Source organism: Brucella pituitosa (genome assembly GCF_003049685.1).
Taxonomy (GTDB): Bacteria; Pseudomonadota; Alphaproteobacteria; order Rhizobiales; family Rhizobiaceae; genus Brucella; species Brucella pituitosa.
Genome location: NZ_PYSY02000001.1, coordinates 401,538 through 419,417, shown reverse-complemented (window position 1 = coordinate 419,417; position 17,880 = coordinate 401,538). Strand labels below are relative to the sequence as shown.

Sequence of the window (17,880 nt, the reverse complement as noted above, 5' to 3'; positions counted from 1 at the left end):
ATGCTGGAATTTTACGGAAAAACATTTGAAAGCCGCCTGCTATTGGGAACGGCACAATATCCCTCCCCCTCTATTCTTGCTGACAGCGTTCGCGCGTCAAAGACGGAAATCGTGACGGTTTCGCTGCGGCGCGAGAGCGGGAATATGCGTGCCGGTCAGGATTTCTGGACACTCATCAAGGATCTGGGTGTTTCGGTTCTGCCCAATACTGCTGGGTGTCATACCGCACGCGAAGCAGTGACCACGGCAAAAATGGCGCGTGACGTTTTTGGCACCAACTGGATCAAGCTTGAAGTCATCGGCGATCACGACACGTTGCAGCCCGATCCTTTCGGGCTGGTCGAAGCAGCACGAATTCTCTGCGATGAAGGCTTTGAGGTCTTTCCCTATATGAATGACGATCTTGTAGTTGCGGAAAAACTGATTGAGGCAGGCTGCAAGGTGTTGATGCCATGGGGCGCACCGATTGGTTCAGGTCGCGGCCTCAACAATCCTTATGCGCTTAAAACCATGCGCGCGCATTTCCCCGATATTCCACTGGTCGTGGATGCCGGTATTGGCGTGCCATCGCACGCTGCAACCGCAATGGAACTTGGCTTTGATGCCGTGCTGATCAACACCGCCGTTGCCAAAGCGGGCGATCCTTGCGCTATCGCCCGCGCTTTTGCGCTCGCTGTTGAAGCTGGTCGTATCGCCTATGAAGCCGATCCGATTGAGGCCCGCGACATGGCAGCCCCCTCCACTCCCCTCATCGGAAAGGCGTTTTTGTAATGCTCCTCGATCCGTTCTACCCGATCTTTGACAGCGCCAGTTGGTGTGAGCGCATGGTACCGCTTGGCATCAAACTCGTGCAGCTGCGCATCAAGGATAAGGACGACACGCAACTGCGCGCAGAAATCCGCGCAGCACGCGAAATTTGCGCGCAATATGATTGCCAGCTCATCGTCAATGACTACTGGAAACTGGCTATTGAGGAAGGCTGCGACTTCATACATCTCGGTCAGGAAGACCTTGATGACGCCGATCTCGATGCTATCCGTGCGGGCGGCTTGAAGCTCGGTGTATCCAGCCATGATAAGGCGGAGCTTGATCGCGCATTAGCGCTAAAGCCAGCCTATATCGCGCTCGGCCCGGTCTATCCGACCATTCTCAAAAAAATGAAGTGGCATGAACAGGGACTGGACCGCGTCAGCCAATGGAAAGCCACTCTTGGCGATATTCCGCTTGTTGGCATTGGCGGTATGAATGTGGAGCGCGCGCCGGGCGTCTTTAAAGCCGGAGCTGACATAATTTCAGTCGTCACTGACATCACTCTCAACCCCGATCCCGAAGCCCGAGTACGGCAATGGATCGAAGTTACTCGACCTTACGTAAAACAGACCCAAACGGTTTAACCGGAGGAATTATGAAAAAACTAGCTCTTGCTGCGCTTTTCAGCGCCACGGCTTCGTTTGCCCTGATGTCAGCTCAGGCAGCTCACGCGAACGATAAATTCAAACTCATACTCGACTGGTATGTGAACCCGGATCATGGGCCGATCATCGTGGCCGACAAGCTTGGTTACTTCAAGGATGCGGGTCTTGATGTGGAAATCATCGCCCCTGCAGATGCATCCGTGCCACCCAAAATGGTTGCGGCTGGACAGGCTGATCTGGCAATTTCCTATCAGCAGCAGGTGCATCTCGATGTTCATGCCGATATTCCCCTGATCCGCGTCGGCACTCTGGTCGATTCTCCACTCAATTGCCTGATGGTGCGTGACGATGGTTCGGTCAATTCAATTACCGACCTCAAAGGCAAGAAGATAGGCTTCTCGGTCGCTGGTGTTGAAGAAACGGTGCTTGGCACCATTCTCAAAAAGCACGACATTCAGTTGTCCGATGTTGAACTCATCAATGTGAATTTCTCGCTCGCGCCATCGCTGATGTCGAAGCAGGTTGATGCGGTGATGGGTGCCTATCGCAATGTTGAACTCAACCAGATGGCGGTTGAAGGGGTCGCGGGCAAATGCTTCTTCGTCGAGGAAGAAGGCGTGCCGGTCTATGACGAGCTGGTTTATGTCGCCAATTCCAACAAGCTTGATGCGAGCGAAAAAGAGCGGATTTCGCGCTTCCTCGCAGCCACCGAAAAGGCCGCGCAATATATCGTCAATCATCCAGAGCAAAGCTACGACCTGTTTGCGTCTTACAGTTCTGAACTCAAAGACGAACTGAACCAGCGCGCCTGGAAAGACACGGTTGCCCGTTTCTCGCGCTCACCCGCAAGCCTCGATTATGGACGCTGGAGCCGCTACGAAACCTATCTCAAGGATAACGGTCTGGTGCCCTCCATCCTGCCGGTCGAAAAATTCGCCATCGACGTCAACGCGGAAGGGAGCAAGTCATGAGCCAGCCACAGCCGCATTATTCGTCTGAATTATTTACCCGTCTGCGGGCAGCAACCCTTGATGACTGGAAGCCCTACATCGATCATGCGTTTGTCCGTGGGCTTGGAGATGGCACGCTGCCGAAATCGGCGTTCCTGCATTATCTCCGGCAGGACTATGTCTATCTGCATCACTATGCCCGCGCCTTTGCGCTCGGTGTCGTGAAGGCAGGCAGTCTTCAGGAAACACGGCTTTGCGCCGAAATCATGCATGGGCTTGCGGTTACGGAATTGCCACTGCATATCGGCATCTGCGCCCGCGAAGGCATCAGTGAAGACGAGCTTTACAACACAAAAGAAGAGCCGGAGAACCTCGCCTATACGCGTTATGTACTCGATTGCGGGCAGGCTGGCGATTTTCTCGATCTGCTGACCGCACTGGTTCCCTGCGCACATGGCTATGGCGAAATCGGGGTCAATCTCGCAGCCACGGCAAAAGCCGGTACGCCCTATCAGGAGTGGATCGACACCTATGCGGGCGCTGATTATCAGGAGATGTGCCACACGGTTGGCAAGCTCTTTGATCAGGCCGCGAAAGATCGCATTGGTACGGATTTCGAGAGCAGCCCACGCTGGCCAAAGCTCTGCCAGATTTTTGCAACGGCCAGCAGGCTCGAAGCGAACTTCTGGAGCATGGGTCTCAAAGAAGCATGACGAGCATCGCTCCTCGCTCGCGCAAAAAACGCATCGCCGACGGGTTTCTGTCGGCGGTTGCTGTGCTGGCACTGTGGCAGGCTGTGGTGAGCATCTGGCAGATGCCACGCTTCATCTTGCCCGGCCCGCTCGACGTCGTGCAATCGCTCATTACCAATGCGCAGCTGATTGCCGACAATGCCGTCGTGACATTTGGCGAAGTGCTGGGCGGGCTTTTCCTCGGCTCTGCCATTGGCGTGCTGACAGCCATCGGCCTGATGATGTCGCCTCTTGCACAACGGCTGGTCATGCCAGTGATGGTGTTCTCTCAGGCTATCCCGATATTTGCGCTTGCGCCCATCCTGACACTCTGGCTCGGCTACGGCCCTGCATCCAAAATCGCTGTCACCATTCTGATGATCTTCTTTCCGGTCGTCTCGACCTTTCTGGATGGAATGCAGCGTACCGATCAGACGCTGATCAATGCCGCCGAAAATCTCGGTGCGAAACGGATGCAAATTCTGTTTCGCATTCGCATCCCGGCAGCTTTCCCGTCACTTGCCTCGGGTTTAAGCTTGGCTGCCGTCTATGCACCCATCGGCGCCGTGGTCGGCGAATGGGTGGGCGCATCCAAAGGGCTTGGTTATCTGATGCTGCTCGCCAATGGGCGCGCCAAGGTCGATCTCATGTTCGCAAGCCTTTTCGTGCTGGCGGCCTTCACCATGCTCTTGCATGCAACGATCTCACATTTTGCGCGCAAGCTCGCCGCGTGGCCTCGAAAGCTGTAAGGCAGCATTTTTGCCACACTCAATAGATTGAAATAAAATTTCTGCATTTTGCCACTTGGCAAATGCTTTTGCTCATTTATTGTGCAGCCATCTGAAACACTGGCAAGAGGTATGAGATGCGTGTCTATCCATTTCCGTCGGTGCCCGGTGTTAATGCGGGTGCTTCCAAGCTTTAAGTCTTTGGCCCGTGTTGCAGGCTAAGGCCTGACCGCCCTCCCTAAAAGGGCACATTCCTAACAACTCCCAAATTTGCCGCAGCTATTTTCAGCTGTTTGTTTTGTCTTCGTTTTCACGCATTGTCCGGCGCATAACCGCATCGCACCTTTGCTGAAAATGATTTTAAAGGAACCAGAATCCGTCTTCGCGGCCTGGTATTATTCACATGACTCGGTTTCGTATAGATTTCCGGGGACCTGCCTTCCGCAATGTCCTCGGCTACACATTTGGCCACTGGCGAAGTCAGCCTCTGCGGCTGACGCTGATTATCATCAGCATGCTGCTTGCAACGGCCGCAGATGTTCTCACACCGCTTTATTCCGGGCGGCTCGTTGACGCCCTTTCTCTTGGCAAAGACAGCGCATGGGATGGTGCGGTTCATGCGCTGATTATCCTGCTTGCACTGGGTGCACTGGCGCTGATCACACGTCAGCTGACCTTCTATGTCATCACCGACTTCACGCTGAAGATCATGAGCGACATGGCAGCCAGTTCGTTTCGCAAGCTACAGAGGTTTTCGACCGACTGGCATGCAAATGCTTTTGCCGGATCAACCGTGCGCAAAGTCTCGCGCGGCATGTGGGCGCTCGATCTGCTCAATGACACGCTGCTCATTGCTTTGCTGCCATCAATCCTGATGCTGCTTGGCTCGGTAGCGCTGCTCTCATGGTACTGGCCAATGATGGGCTTGCTGGTTGCAATCGGCTCGGTGCTTTTCATCGTCTGCACGATCGTGATTTCACTGGGCTTCGTTGCGCCTGCAGCAACGCTCGCCAATAGCTGGGACACACGTATGGGTGGCGCTTTGGCCGATGCCATTTCGTGCAATGCCGTTGTTAAGGCATTCGGTGCGGAAGGTCGTGAAGATGGACGTCTCGCAAAGGTCGTCACCAAGTGGCGCGGTCGTACACGCCGCACATGGCTGATCGGCACGCTGAACGGCTTCATTCAGGGGGTAAACCTACTGGTGATGCGTGGCGTGGTCATTGCTTTTGCGCTCTATCTGTGGAGCCAGGGCAAGGCAACGGCCGGTGATATCACCTTCGTTCTGACTGCTTTCTTCATGTTGCAGGGCTATCTGCGCGACGTTGGCATGCATATCCGCAACCTGCAGCGTTCGGTTAACGATATGGAAGAACTGGTTCAGATTGAAGCCGAGCCTTATGGCATTGCCGACAGGCCAGGTGCTGGTGCAATCAAGATTGGAAATGGTGAGATCACATTCGACAACGTCACCTTCCATTACGGCAGTCACGACACAGCTCTTTATCGCGACTTCTCGGTCAGGATCGAAGCTGGTGAACGGGTTGGTCTGGTCGGTCATTCGGGTTCGGGCAAGACGACATTCGTCAAGCTCATCCAGCGTCTTTATGATGTCAGTGGCGGCGCCATCAAGATTGACGGACAGAACATTGCCGAAGTCACGCAAGGGTCGTTGCGTTCACAGATTGCAATCGTGCAGCAGGAACCGATCCTGTTTCACCGGACGCTGGCTGAGAACATTGCTTATGCTCGCCCCGGCGCAACTCAGGCCGAGATCGAGCATGCAGCAATGCTTGCCAGTGCGCATGACTTCATCATGCGTCTGCCAAAGGGCTATGCGACGCTCGTTGGCGAACGTGGTGTGAAGCTTTCGGGTGGCGAACGTCAGCGTGTGGCGATTGCGCGTGCGTTTTTGGCAGACGCACCGATCCTTATTCTGGATGAGGCAACGTCGAGCCTTGATTCAGAATCGGAAGTGCTGATCCAGCAGGCAATGGAACGGCTGATGATCGGTCGTACAACGCTTGTCATTGCACACCGGCTTTCGACGGTTCGTGCGCTTGATCGGTTGCTGGTCTTCGACAAGGGCAAGATTTTGGAAGAAGGCGATCATGACGCGCTTATCCGTAAGCCGGGCGGCATCTATCGCCGCATGTTCGAACGGCAGGCGCTGGAACTGACCAAGGGACTGGAAGATGTTCTTCCGTCATAGTAAGAGATGAAACGGGGCCGGGATTACCGGCCCCTTTTTTATTCTGCTGCCTTGCCGGAAGACTGGCGAATAATCAGCTTATATTCGACATGGCGCGACGGCGATGCATCGCCACTCTCGATCTGCTGCAAAAGCATATCCACGGCATCACGGGTCATCTCGCGTATGGGCTGACGAACGGTCGTAATCTGCGGGGAAACCATGCTGGCGATAGCACTGTCATCGAAGCCGACAATGGTCAGATCGCCGGGCACGTCCAGCTTATAGTCATAGGCAATCTGCAAAACAGCCGCCGCCATATCATCATTGGAAGCGAAAATGGCCGTTGGCCGCTTTTGCAGCTCCATCAGTTTTCTGCCGGCTGTCAGCCCGCTGGCGAAACTGAACCCGCCCCCAACCTCATAATCGGGATTATGCTCAATGCCCGCATCGTCAAGCATCCGGCGATAGCCCTCAAGACGCAATTGCGCAGAACGATGCGTCAGATCACCAATGACAATGGCAATCCTTGTGTGGCCTTGCTTGAGAAGATAATCCATCAGGTCAACGGTGGCGGCGGCGTCATCGATTGCCACACTATCCGTCGGATGCACGTTAAAATCACCCGCCACCCGTGAAAATGGCATGGCGGAAGCAATCAATTCCTGCAAAATCTCTGGATCATCAGACATGGGTGGCGTGACGATTATGCCATCAAGTCCGGAAGCATGGGCCGTTTCAATCAACGAACCGCGAATATCGGCGCGATTTTCGACCGGAAAGATCAAAAGCCGATAGCGGGTGCCGCGCAGGCGATCAAGCGCGCCGTTCTGCAATTCCGTGACATAGCTGTGGCTCGGATTTTCAAAGAAAAGCCCAATGAGATGCGAGCGTCTTTCAACCAGATTGCGCGCTGCCGCATTCGGGCGATAGCGCAACTCGGCCCCCGCTTCTCTCACACGCTCGCGGATCGTGTCGCGCACATTGGGTTCGTCATTATAAACCCGTGATACTGTCTTGATAGACACGCCAGCAAGACGCGCCACATCATGGATTGTCGCTCTTTTATTGGATGCGGCCATGGCCGATATGTACTCTCTCCCCGGTATTCCCGATAATTTAACTAGCTGCTTTGCCTATCGAGGCAAAGCCCTAAAGCGCGACGCGCATTAACTATTTGTTTTATCGCATTATCCTACGCAAATAGCTCACGTGCTTTTTGGTTCAAATGCTTTAAATAGAACATATCTTGGAGCGGGTGAGAAAGCGCTTTTCACGGCCATTGTCGAGCGAGAACATACCGCCTCGCCCCGGCACGACATCGATGATGAGTTCGGTATGCTTCCAGGCTTCGTATTGCGAGCCGCTGATGTAAAATGGCGCACCACCGATCTCGCCAAGCTTCACATCTGCATCAGACAAAAGCAAATCGCCCTGCGGGTAACACATCGGCGAAGAACCGTCGCAGCAACCACCGGACTGATGAAACATGATCGGCCCATACTCGGCCTGCAATTCCTTTATGAGCTCAAGCGCTGCATCAGTCGCAGTAACCTGCTGTTCTTGTGCGAGCTGGGTCATGGTTTCCTCCTCCCATAGAGCGCGTTTCGATCTGATTGAATCAGATCGGCGCTCTAAACGCTTTTATTCAAAGCATAATCTTATCGATCCTCGTTTCACTCCGGTCGGATTATGCTCTAAAAAAGCCGCCGCATCACTACGGCGGCTCTATTTGAACTATGAACCGATTACTGCGTGAGGTCCATCACGACACGGCCTTCAATCTGACCGGCGCGCATTTCATCAAAAATTGCGTTGATGTTGTCGATCTTGTCTGTGCGGATGGTCGCCTTAACCTTGCCGTCGGCGGCAAAATCGATGGATTCCTGCAAATCGAGACGCGTACCGACAATGGAGCCGCGCACGGTGACGCCGTTCAACACCATATTGAAAATCGACAGTGGAAATTCGCCCGCCGGAAGGCCATTGAGCGCAATCGTGCCACCGCGCGCAGCCATGCCGATTGCCTGTTCAAAAGCCTTCGGCGAAACGGCCGTGACAAGCACGCCCTGTGCACCGCCATCAGTTTCTTTTTTGATATAAGCAGCCGGATCATTATGCGTCTTCGCATTGACTGTAACGGTCGCACCAAGCCTGCGGGCAAGGTCGAGCTTCTTGTCATCGATATCGACGGCGGCGACATTGAGCCCCATCGCTTTGGCATATTGCACCGCCATATGGCCAAGACCGCCAATGCCGGAAATCACCACCCAATCGCCCGGCTTGGTGTCCGTGACTTTAAGGCCTTTATAGACTGTCACACCGGCACAGAGGATAGGTGCAATCTCATTGAACTCGATGTTCTTCGGCAGATGCCCAACGAAATTGGGGTCGGCGACCACATAGTCAGCAAAGCCGCCATTGACGGAATAGCCAGTATTCAGTTGCTCTTCGCAGAGTGTTTCCCAGCCGCCAAGGCAATGCACGCAATGACCACAAGCCGTGTAGAGCCATGGAATGCCGACACGGTCGCCTTCCTTGACGTGTTTGACCCCTTTACCCACTGCAGAAACAAAGCCAACGCCTTCATGTCCCGGGATAAATGGAGGGTTGGGCTTTACAGGCCAATCGCCTTCGGCGGCATGAAGATCAGTGTGACAGACGCCGGATGCCTGAATGGCCACCTGTATCTGACCGTCTCCCGGCTGCGGAATTGGGACTTCGTCAATTGTCAGTGGTTTGCCGAACTCGCGGACAACAGCCGCTTTCATTGTCTTTGCCATTGGAAGTTCCTTCTGTTTTTGGGCGAGCCGGCAGGAGTATAGATCCTGCCGACCCACCCCTTTCCTGGGAGGAAACAGGGGGGAACAGCCTCAGATCAATAGTGCAAGTGAGGCCGTACTGTACCGATGAAACTGCGAGGAGAGGGGGCGGCCCGAGGCGCGAAAGCCACGAACCGCCTTTGCTTTTTAGAAGAAGCCGAGCTTCTTCGGGCTGTAACTCACCAGCATGTTTTTGGTCTGCTGGTAGTGGTCGAGCATCTTGAGGTGGTTTTCACGACCGATACCCGACTGCTTATAGCCACCGAACGCCGCATGGGCCGGATAGGCGTGGTAGCAGTTTGTCCAGACGCGGCCTGCCTGAATGGCACGACCAAAGCGATAAGCGCGCGTGCCGTCACGCGTCCATACACCTGCGCCAAGACCATAAAGTGTGTCATTTGCAATCGCGAGCGCTTCGGCATCGTCCTTAAAGGTCGTGACCGAAACAACAGGGCCAAAGATTTCCTCCTGGAAAATCCGCATCTTGTTGGTGCCCTTGAAGACAGTTGGCTTGACGTAATAGCCTCCCGCCAGATCACCAGCCAATTCATTGCGCCCACCGCCGGTCAGCACTTCTGCGCCTTCCTGTTTGCCGATATCGATATAGCTCAGGATTTTTTCGAGCTGTTCGCTGGATGCCTGCGCACCGATCATGGTTGCCGGATCAAGAGGATCGCCCTGTACAATAGCTTCCACGCGCTTCAATGCACGTTCCATGAACTCGTCATAGATCTTTTCATGGATCAGCGCGCGGCTTGGACAGGTGCAGACTTCCCCCTGATTGAGCGCAAACATGACAAAGCCTTCAATGGCCTTGTCGAAGAAATCGTCATCTTCTGCCGTGACGTCAGAGAAGAAGATATTTGGCGATTTGCCGCCCAGTTCCAGCGTTACCGGGATGAGGTTCTGGCTGGCATATTGCATGATGAGACGACCGGTCGTCGTTTCACCGGTAAAGGCGATCTTGGCAATGCGTGGGCTCGATGCCAGCGGCTTGCCAGCTTCCAGACCAAAACCATTGACCACGTTGAGCACGCCTGCAGGCAGCAGATCACCAATGATCTCCATCAGTACAAGAATGGATGCAGGTGTCTGTTCAGCAGGCTTCAGCACAACGCAGTTACCGGCAGCAAGGGCTGGTGCCAGTTTCCATACTGCCATCAGCAGCGGGAAGTTCCAGGGGATGATCTGGCCGACAACACCGAGCGGTTCGTGGAAATGATACGCAACCGTATCGTGGTCGATTTCCGAAATACCACCTTCCTGCGCACGGATTGCACCGGCAAAATAACGGAAGTGGTCAATAGCAAGTGGCAGATCGGCATTTGTGGTTTCGCGGATCGGCTTGCCGTTGTCCCATGTTTCAGCGGCTGCGAGTTTCGGCAGATTTGCTTCCATCCGGTCTGCAATCTTATTGAGGATCACAGCGCGTTCGGCAGGGCTGGTTCTGCCCCATGCATCCTTGGCAGCGTGTGCCGCATCAAGTGCCGCATCAACATCAGCTGCATCAGAACGCGCGACTTCGCACAGAACCTGACCATTGACCGGGGATGTGTTTTCGAAATAGCGGCCAGACTTGGGTTCAACCCATTTGCCGCCAATGAAATTGCCATAGCGCTTGGCAAACTCCGGCTTTACGGAGCGATGAAATTCTACCTTGTTCATGACATTCCTCCCAAAGACAACGCCGCTCCTACGGCGTTTCTTGATCCAAGATGGCGCGGCTCTTGGGAGGAGTCATCCACACCAATGACTATACAGTATTAATGTGTCTCAATAATGAGACAGTTTGGAAAACCGAATGCAAAATCTAGTTCGGACGAATGATTTTCAGCCGATTGAGCTTGCGGTGAAGCGTGGCGCGGCTGATACCGAGAAGCTTGGCAGCGGAAGAAACATTGCCGTCTGAACGCGCAATGGCCCGCAGGATAACGCTTCTTTCAGACTCCGCCATGTCCTCTCGCGGATCGGCATGCCAACCCAACAGGTCAGCAGCCGGGAGTGCTGTCGAAAGCGCTTCATCGGTAAGACCGAGTGAAAGCCTTGCAGCTCGTGTCGCACCAACCACCAGATCATCCTTGTCGACAGCGATCAGCGCGCCACCAGTGCGATCAGCACTTGGAGCCAGCATGATGCGTGCTTGCGGAAAAGCCTGACGGAAATTTTCAGCCTCTATCCGGCGAGCTGCATCAATAACCGCCACGGAAATCAGCTGCACAAAGGCTTCAGTCAGATCGCTGCGGCATGAGGAGACATCGAGTGCAGCCATCAATCGACCCTGATGATCGTGGATCGGTGCAACCGTACAGGAAAGGCCTATGTTTCGAGTATGAAAATGCTGATCGCGGTGGATGGTCAGCGCCCGTTGTTCGGCGATACAGGTCCCAATTCCGTTGGTGCCTTCGACAGCTTCACTCCACACGGCACCGGTCCACAGACCCCATTCGTAGAATGTATCGTCATCGCCCGCAGCACCTCGTCGCTCGACCGGCACGCCGTTGCTGTCAGCCAGAAGCACACAGCAACCAACGCCACCAACCGCCATATAAAGACGATCCATGCTCGCTTGCGCTATGTTGACCACACGCTCCATACGCTGGCGTACATTGCGAAACTCGCCGTCAGAGAGCGTTTGAACTGAACCAAGCTCTGCCGGGTCCAGCCCATGCAGCTGCGCAGAACGTCGCCATGACGCGACGAGAGCCGAGCGGGCCGCACCACCCGTATCGATAGCGGAATGGATGCGGTCAGCATGAATTCTGTCTTGCGGTGCACCCATGTTTTCCTCCCAGAAAGGCTGGAAACCGCCTGCTGGAAGGATAATGACTTTTTATATCGAGGGTTGCAAGTGAGGGATTAAGCAGCCTTCACCGGCTTCAGAAAAGCTTGCAGCGCAGAGACCTCAGAGCTATTCAAACGAAGGCCAAGCTTTGTACGGCGCCACAGAATATCTTCTGCCGTATGTGCCCATTCATTTTCAATGAGATAGCGCACTTCTGCCTCATAGAGATCGGCACCAAAATGCCGTCCGAGATCAGCAAGCGAACTGGCCTCGCCGAGCAAAGCGCGTGCCCGTGTCCCATAGAGCCGGAACAGACGACGGGCATGGATAGGAGAAAGGAACGGATAAGCCGCTTTCAGCTTTTCAAGCTCACGATCAAAGGCTACTTCCTGAAAATCACCGCCCGGCAAAGGTGCGGCATGGGTCCAAGGAGCACCTTTTTTGCCCAAGTGATGCTCAATCTTCTCAAGCATATGCTCAGCCAGCCTGCGTGCGGTGGTCAGCTTGCCACCAAACACATTGATCAGCGGCGCTGCTCCCTGCGGCGCATCTTCTTTTAGTACGTAATCGCGGGTTGCTTCCTGCGCCTTGCTCGCACCGTCATCATAAAGCGGACGCACGCCGGAATAGGTCCATACAATATCCTCGAGGCGCACCGACTCCTTGAAATATTCACTGGCACAAGCGCAAAGATAATCGGTTTCCTTGTCGCTGATCGCGACCTTGGCCGGATCTCCCTGATAATCCTGATCGGTTGTACCGATCAGCGTAAAATCGTCCTCATAGGGAATGGCGAAGATGATACGTCCGTCATTATTCTGGAAGAAATAGGACCGCGGATCAGAGAATTTTTTGCGCACCACAATATGGCTGCCCTGAACCAGGCGCACATTATGCAGTTGGCGATCACCCTCAACACCTTGCAAAACCTTGTCGGCCCATGGACCTGCTGCATTGACGAGAAGCCGGGCACGAACCTCTTCACGCGCACCCGTGTCAATGTTTTCCAGCGTTACCGTCCAAGCTTCATGGTCACGGCGAGCGGATACGACTTTGGTGCGTGTGCGGATCATTGCACCACGATCTGCTGCGTCACGCGCGGTTAGCGCAGTGAAACGAGCATCATCCACCCAGCAATCGGAATATTCGAAAGCCTTGGTGAAAAGCGGCTTCAAGGGCGCAGCAGAAGGGTCGGTTCGCATATCGAGCGTGCGCGTCGCAGGCAGTTTCTTGCGGCCACCGAGATGATCGTACAGAAACAAGCCAAGGCGCAAAAGCCAGGCCGGACGCACACCACCCTTATGAAAAGGCAGCACAAATCGCATCGGATGGATGAGATGCGGCGCGTTGGCCCACAGCACTTCCCGCTCCATCAGCGCCTCACGCACCAGACGGAATTCGTAATGCTCCAAATAGCGCAAACCGCCATGAATGAGTTTGGTGGCCCGCGACGAGGTGCCGCTTGCCAGATCGTTCATCTCGGCAAGACCTACGGAGAAACCACGTCCCACCGCATCTCTTGCAATGCCGCATCCATTGATGCCGCCACCGATTACGAAAATGTCAAATATTTTATTCTGCACCATGGCGAACCCTGAAGACCTTCTCCAACCACCAAAGCGAATATAATTCATTTCATACGAAAGCAAAACGAAAATGAAACGAAACTGCGATTCTTTCTGTCCATTAGAACCTCATAGGCCCTACAGGGCGCACAGACGTCGCTCTAACAGTTTAAATTCGCTGCATAATTTTACCTTGATCCGATTTCGGCTTAAAGAATTAAGCAGCAGGCAAGTCAACCGCCGTTTCAATGAGCTCAACCTCATTCTCCCGGCATAAATCGCGCAGTTGCTGCGACGGACAGCGATCAGTGATGAAAGTATGGACCTGCGATATATGACCCAGACGCACCGGTGCTGTTCGTTCCAGCTTGGTTGAGTCGGACACGAGAATCACGTGCCGTGCATTGGCGATGATGGCCTGAGCGACCTTCACTTCGCGGAAATCGAAATCGAGCAGTGCGCCATCTTCATCCATCGCTGAGGCGCCAATGACTGCGTAGTCGACCTTAAACTGACGGATGAAGTCAACCGCAGCTTCACCGACAATACCGCCATCAGAGGCGCGCACGACACCGCCAGCAATAACCACCTCTATTTCAGGATAGACACGCAGCGTATTGGCGACATTGATATTGTTGGTGATGACCATCAGATGATTATGGTCAATGAGCGCGTGGCTGACCGCCTCGGTCGTCGTGCCAATATTGATAAAAAGCGATGCACCATCGGGGATCATTTCAGCAGCAGCCCGCCCGATCAGCTCCTTCTCATACGCTGCGATCCGGCGGCGCGCCTCATATTCCATGTTCTCGACGCCGGATGGATAGAGTGCACCGCCATGAATGCGCCGCAGCAAGCGCGCCTTGCAGAGATCATTCAGATCCTTGCGCACAGTTTGCGGTGTCACATCGAATGCGGCTGCCAGATCATCGACCAGCACCTGCCCCTGTCGGCGGGCGATATCCAGAATTGCATTGTGGCGAGGAGTAAGCTGCATTTTGTGTCCGGCAATGAATTGTTCTAACCAGAGCGAGTCGCATTTAATCGTACCCACCGCGCACGCTCTATCTCTTTATTTTCGGGTATGTCGTTATCGGAAAACCGGTGCCCACTTTTCCGCGACATGCCTTAAGTTCGTAATTTCGCTGTTTTGCAAGAGAAAGCAACCGCTTGATGACAAATCAGTTGGAAAGTGACGCCATCCGCCTGTGATTTTCACGTTACATTTGAAGCCTGCCAGCGCTCTCAGCCCCTTTACCCTCCAACGAAGCGCTTCAGACAAGATCAAGCGATATAAACTTTCGTGTAGAAGAAAAACTAAGGTAATAATGACTGGTCTTGGAACATCCAAACGATAGCTTTAAATCTTAATAATCACCAACACCTTACACATTGTATGTACAAAATATCATAACATTCATATTCACAGATTTTAAAATTTTTATAATATCAGAATAATCCTTTTCGTACGTAAAATGGAAACAACAAAATAAATGATACTGGCGCTTTTATCATACTAAAAAAATAAGATACCAACTAAAACTCGAAAGACTGTAGCGGGAGGCCATCGCGTTTACTCTCGCTCAGAAAAGAATGAGAGACCCCTCAAAGGATACCCACTCTCATTCTTTAGGGGCAGGTGAAAATCTGCCCCTACCCTTCTATTTAAACGCAGAACAAGCTCTGCGTTATACATGGCATACAGGGCTCCGAAAACTATGAAGCGCCGGCTGAGCTTGTCAGTCCGGCGCTTCATAGTTTCCAGAATATATATGTATGCATGCGAATAACTTCATTCCTCGCTGAATTTATTGCCGTACATTTTATGCAGCTTGCAAGCGACTTCAGTGCGGTTAGCAGCACCGATCTTTCTCATAATGTTATGTACATGCGCCTTTACCGTGCCTTCACTCATACCAAGTTCGAATGCAATAATCTTATTGGACTTACCCACCCGGATCGCGTGAACAACTTCGATCTCGCGTACCGTCAATAGCTCGCCCAACACATCATCGTTCAAATCCTGCGACGGCGGCTTCATCAGCATCGAAGCCGGCACATACATACCACCTGCCAGGGCAAGATGAATTGCTTCCACACAGATCTTGATGTCAACCGATGTCGGAATATAGCCGCGTGCTCCTATTTCCATCGCACGCAAAACCTGCGACCACTCTTCGCGTTCGGCAAGGAGCACAAGCGGTATCGGATACCATGCTTTCACCGCAGCCTCTACCTCATCGGAAAAAAATGGATCGGCGAGGCGCTTTGAGCCGATATGCATGAGGATAACGATTGCACCATTCAATGACATGTTCTTATCGATAGATGCATAGCTGACGACCGGAAGTTTAAGTCCGTTCATCATTAGTCCGTTGAAAAGACACTCCCGCTCCAGATTGCTTTTACAAACGAGCATCAGATGTGGTTCGTTCTGCAAAGGCAAACCGGTCGAGTGTCCCGCTTCTCTTGTTCGCCCACCTACAGCAATAGAAACTCCGTCACTACTGCCATCAGGTGCTGCCCATAAGTATTGTTCTCTGACTTCCAACATTGCTTAGTTTCCCCTGTTACTCAGGTTTGCATTCAACGCAAAACACTAGTCATGCCAAAAACTGCGCTAGTTTATTAGGATTTTTATTGCCAACCCCGATGAAGACTGGTCTAAATATTGCTATCGTCAAATAAACGTGTCATTAACTTATGTTAGCAATTTATAAAAAAATGTAGTCGCCATAAGAACGACTTCGGGAACAGAAAGTTACAAATTCTATAACTTTCGTTGGGCATAGGCAGAAGATGCATAGTGGTAACCAGAACACCACCGCCCTGATGATCGACGGATTGGTTAGTTTATTGGAATCCCCTCCAATTCTGGCCAAATTGAACACGCAGGAAAGAGAAGCGTTGCAGTCTCTCGTCATTTCCGAGAGCAGTTACGCTGCCGATACCGTCATCATTGATCAGGGCGCTTGTATCAGAAGCGTTCACCTGGTCCGTTCAGGCTGGGGATGCGTTTATCGCGACCTTTCGAGTGGCGAGCGTCAGATCATCGATTTTCCCATGCGATGTGACTTTGTTGGGCTCAGAACCGCGGACGGTTACAGCTACAATACGATCAAGACGATCACACCGATGTCTGTTTATGAAATACCGCTGACGTCGCTGGAGAAGACAGTCCGGCAGATTCCCAAGCTGAGCATGATCTTCATTGAACTTCTCTCGCGTCAGCGCTCAATGCTCATTGAACATCTGACGAATGTCGGCTGCCGAAGCGCTTTTGTCCGCACCGCGCATCTTTTGCTGGAGCTTTCGGATCGCGTCAAATCCTGCGGAATGGGTGAGCCGGACTCATTTTATTGCCCACTCACACAGTATCAGCTCGCAGATGCCCTCGGCCTGACCCCCATTCACCTCAATCGCATGATGCGTGAGTTACGAGAAGAAGGGCTCGTTTTGTTCAGATCTTACAAGGTTGAAATTCTCGACAGGCAAAGACTGGTCGAAATTGCTGAATATGATGGAGAATTTATGCGAATGTCAGTCTTTGGCAGAACGAAGTAACGTCGCCTGCTGACAAATACGGATAATTTTATAACATCGTGGGGAGAAAATGGTCGGAGCGAGAGGATTCGAACCTCCGACCCCCTGATCCCAAATCAGGTGCGCTACCAGGCTGCGCTACGCTCCGTGACCATCTGATCGTGACTCTCACAAGCCCGACCGTGAAGCGGCTTATAGCGCTGCCGTTTTCAAGTCGCAAGGGGCGTGTCGGGCTTTTTTTCAATCATTTGAGTGCATATCCCGATTAGCTGGCTTATCAGTTCCAGAGAGGGCCTTTTACACCCTGTTTTTAAGCAAAAACCGGTGCCGCTCCTGCACCATAGGCGACAAAATCGGGATTTGCGAAGCTTTGCACTGTGCCATCGGACCGTTGGCCATAAGTCAGTGGACGCGCATCAAACGTGGTGGTCATCCCACCAGCGGCGCGAAGCACTGCGTCACCTGCCGCCGTATCCCACTCCATCGTCGGGCCAAATCGCGGATATAAATCAGCCTCGCCGCGCGCAATCATGCAAAACTTGAGTGAAGACCCCACAGAAACACTATCGCCGATCTGGTTGGCTTTCAGAAACTGCTCTGTTTCCGTTGTAATATGGGAACGACTACACACTACGATGCGCTTGGATGGAGCAATGCGCGCCTTAATCGATCGCTGACTTTTGGCAGCATGATCGGCTGTCGTCACGATTTCAACAGCACCATCAGAGCTTCCCACATAGAGGAGATTGCGCACCGGTGCATAGACCAGACCAACCACGGGCGCACCGTCTTCTATCAGCGCGATATTCACTGTGAAGTCGCCATTGCGCAGCAGAAACTCCCGCGTTCCATCAAGCGGGTCGATCAGGAAGAACCGCCGGCCCAAATGTTGAGGCAATCGACCGGCAGCCGCTTCTTCTTCCGCAACAACCGGAATATCAGGAGCAACAGAGGCGAGAGCCGACAGGATTACGGCTTCTGCGGCGTGGTCAGCTTCCGTAACCGGCGACTGATCTTTCTTAGAATGAACCGCGCAACCGTTAGCATAATGCTTCATGATCACGCGCCCCGCCTCAAGCGTTGCGTCCTGCAAAGCGGCAAGAAGTGTCTGACCGTCAGGATCGGCTTTTGGTGAGGCGGATATTTTCATTTT

16 protein-coding genes and 1 tRNA gene are annotated in these 17,880 nt (G+C 53.1%); 7 read left to right on the top strand and 10 right to left on the bottom strand.

Annotated elements, in window-relative coordinates:
- The 6 genes from C9380_RS01980 to C9380_RS01955 all read left to right on the top strand — a co-directional run bounded on the left by C9380_RS01980 (position 1) and on the right by C9380_RS01955 (position 6,036).
- A complete protein-coding gene (locus C9380_RS01980; RefSeq protein ID WP_128092884.1) occupies positions 1-771 on the top strand; it encodes a thiazole synthase in 771 nt (256 codons plus the stop codon).
- Positions 771-1,394 (top strand): thiamine phosphate synthase, encoded by a 624-nt coding sequence (locus tag C9380_RS01975; RefSeq protein WP_111785747.1) that lies wholly within the window; start codon positions 771-773, stop codon positions 1,392-1,394. The genes C9380_RS01980 and C9380_RS01975 overlap by 1 nt, the downstream gene beginning before the upstream one ends.
- Before the next feature lie 11 nt (positions 1,395-1,405).
- Positions 1,406-2,386, top strand: a complete 981-nt coding sequence (locus tag C9380_RS01970) for an ABC transporter substrate-binding protein (protein ID WP_128092883.1) — start codon at positions 1,406-1,408, stop codon at positions 2,384-2,386.
- On the top strand, positions 2,383-3,078 hold the full coding sequence (tenA, locus tag C9380_RS01965; RefSeq protein ID WP_128092882.1) for a thiaminase II: 696 nt from the start codon (positions 2,383-2,385) through the stop codon (positions 3,076-3,078). The genes C9380_RS01970 and tenA overlap by 4 nt, the downstream gene beginning before the upstream one ends.
- Positions 3,075-3,845: an ABC transporter permease gene (locus C9380_RS01960; RefSeq protein WP_128092881.1), complete on the top strand. Its 771-nt coding sequence runs from the start codon at positions 3,075-3,077 to the stop codon at positions 3,843-3,845. The genes tenA and C9380_RS01960 overlap by 4 nt, the downstream gene beginning before the upstream one ends.
- A gap of 382 nt (positions 3,846-4,227) precedes the next feature.
- On the top strand, positions 4,228-6,036 hold the full coding sequence (locus C9380_RS01955) for an ABC transporter ATP-binding protein (RefSeq protein WP_024898121.1): 1,809 nt from the start codon (positions 4,228-4,230) through the stop codon (positions 6,034-6,036).
- 38 nt (positions 6,037-6,074) lie between these two features.
- Here C9380_RS01955 and C9380_RS01950 read toward each other — a convergent pair whose 3' ends face one another.
- The 8 genes from C9380_RS01950 to C9380_RS01915 all read right to left on the bottom strand — a co-directional run bounded on the left by C9380_RS01950 (position 6,075) and on the right by C9380_RS01915 (position 15,738).
- The gene (locus C9380_RS01950) at positions 6,075-7,097 is read right to left on the bottom strand and encodes a LacI family DNA-binding transcriptional regulator (RefSeq protein ID WP_024898122.1); all 1,023 of its coding nucleotides are present in this window, start codon (positions 7,095-7,097) and stop codon (positions 6,075-6,077) included.
- Positions 7,098-7,248: 151 nt separating this feature from the next.
- Complete coding sequence (locus tag C9380_RS01945; protein WP_024898123.1) at positions 7,249-7,596, bottom strand: DUF779 domain-containing protein; 348 nt, start codon at positions 7,594-7,596, stop codon at positions 7,249-7,251.
- Positions 7,597-7,763: 167 nt separating this feature from the next.
- Positions 7,764-8,798: an alcohol dehydrogenase AdhP gene (gene adhP, locus C9380_RS01940; protein WP_024898124.1), complete on the bottom strand. Its 1,035-nt coding sequence runs from the start codon at positions 8,796-8,798 to the stop codon at positions 7,764-7,766.
- A gap of 186 nt (positions 8,799-8,984) precedes the next feature.
- Positions 8,985-10,502, bottom strand: a complete 1,518-nt coding sequence (gene adh / locus C9380_RS01935; RefSeq protein WP_024898125.1) for an aldehyde dehydrogenase — start codon at positions 10,500-10,502, stop codon at positions 8,985-8,987.
- Positions 10,503-10,647: 145 nt separating this feature from the next.
- Positions 10,648-11,616 carry a GAF domain-containing protein gene (locus C9380_RS01930; protein WP_024898126.1) on the bottom strand — a complete coding sequence of 323 codons (969 nt, stop codon included), beginning with the start codon at positions 11,614-11,616 and terminating at the stop codon, positions 10,648-10,650.
- A gap of 77 nt (positions 11,617-11,693) precedes the next feature.
- On the bottom strand, positions 11,694-13,205 hold the full coding sequence (gene glpD / locus C9380_RS01925; protein ID WP_024898127.1) for a glycerol-3-phosphate dehydrogenase: 1,512 nt from the start codon (positions 13,203-13,205) through the stop codon (positions 11,694-11,696).
- A gap of 196 nt (positions 13,206-13,401) precedes the next feature.
- Positions 13,402-14,181: a DeoR/GlpR family DNA-binding transcription regulator gene (locus C9380_RS01920; RefSeq protein WP_100559952.1), complete on the bottom strand. Its 780-nt coding sequence runs from the start codon at positions 14,179-14,181 to the stop codon at positions 13,402-13,404.
- 795 nt (positions 14,182-14,976) lie between these two features.
- The gene (locus C9380_RS01915; RefSeq protein WP_128092880.1) at positions 14,977-15,738 is read right to left on the bottom strand and encodes a response regulator transcription factor; all 762 of its coding nucleotides are present in this window, start codon (positions 15,736-15,738) and stop codon (positions 14,977-14,979) included.
- 245 nt (positions 15,739-15,983) lie between these two features.
- On the opposite strand from C9380_RS01915, the gene C9380_RS01910 reads away from it, so the two are divergent.
- Positions 15,984-16,748, top strand: a complete 765-nt coding sequence (locus C9380_RS01910; RefSeq protein WP_024898131.1) for a Crp/Fnr family transcriptional regulator — start codon at positions 15,984-15,986, stop codon at positions 16,746-16,748.
- Between the two features lie 50 nt (positions 16,749-16,798).
- On the opposite strand, the gene C9380_RS01905 is transcribed toward C9380_RS01910, so the two are convergent.
- Positions 16,799-16,875, bottom strand: a tRNA-Pro gene (locus tag C9380_RS01905).
- A 162-nt stretch (positions 16,876-17,037) separates the two neighbouring features.
- The gene (gene cysQ, locus C9380_RS01900) at positions 17,038-17,877 is read right to left on the bottom strand and encodes a 3'(2'),5'-bisphosphate nucleotidase CysQ (RefSeq protein WP_128092879.1); all 840 of its coding nucleotides are present in this window, start codon (positions 17,875-17,877) and stop codon (positions 17,038-17,040) included.
- Between the last annotated feature and the right edge of the window lie 3 nt (positions 17,878-17,880).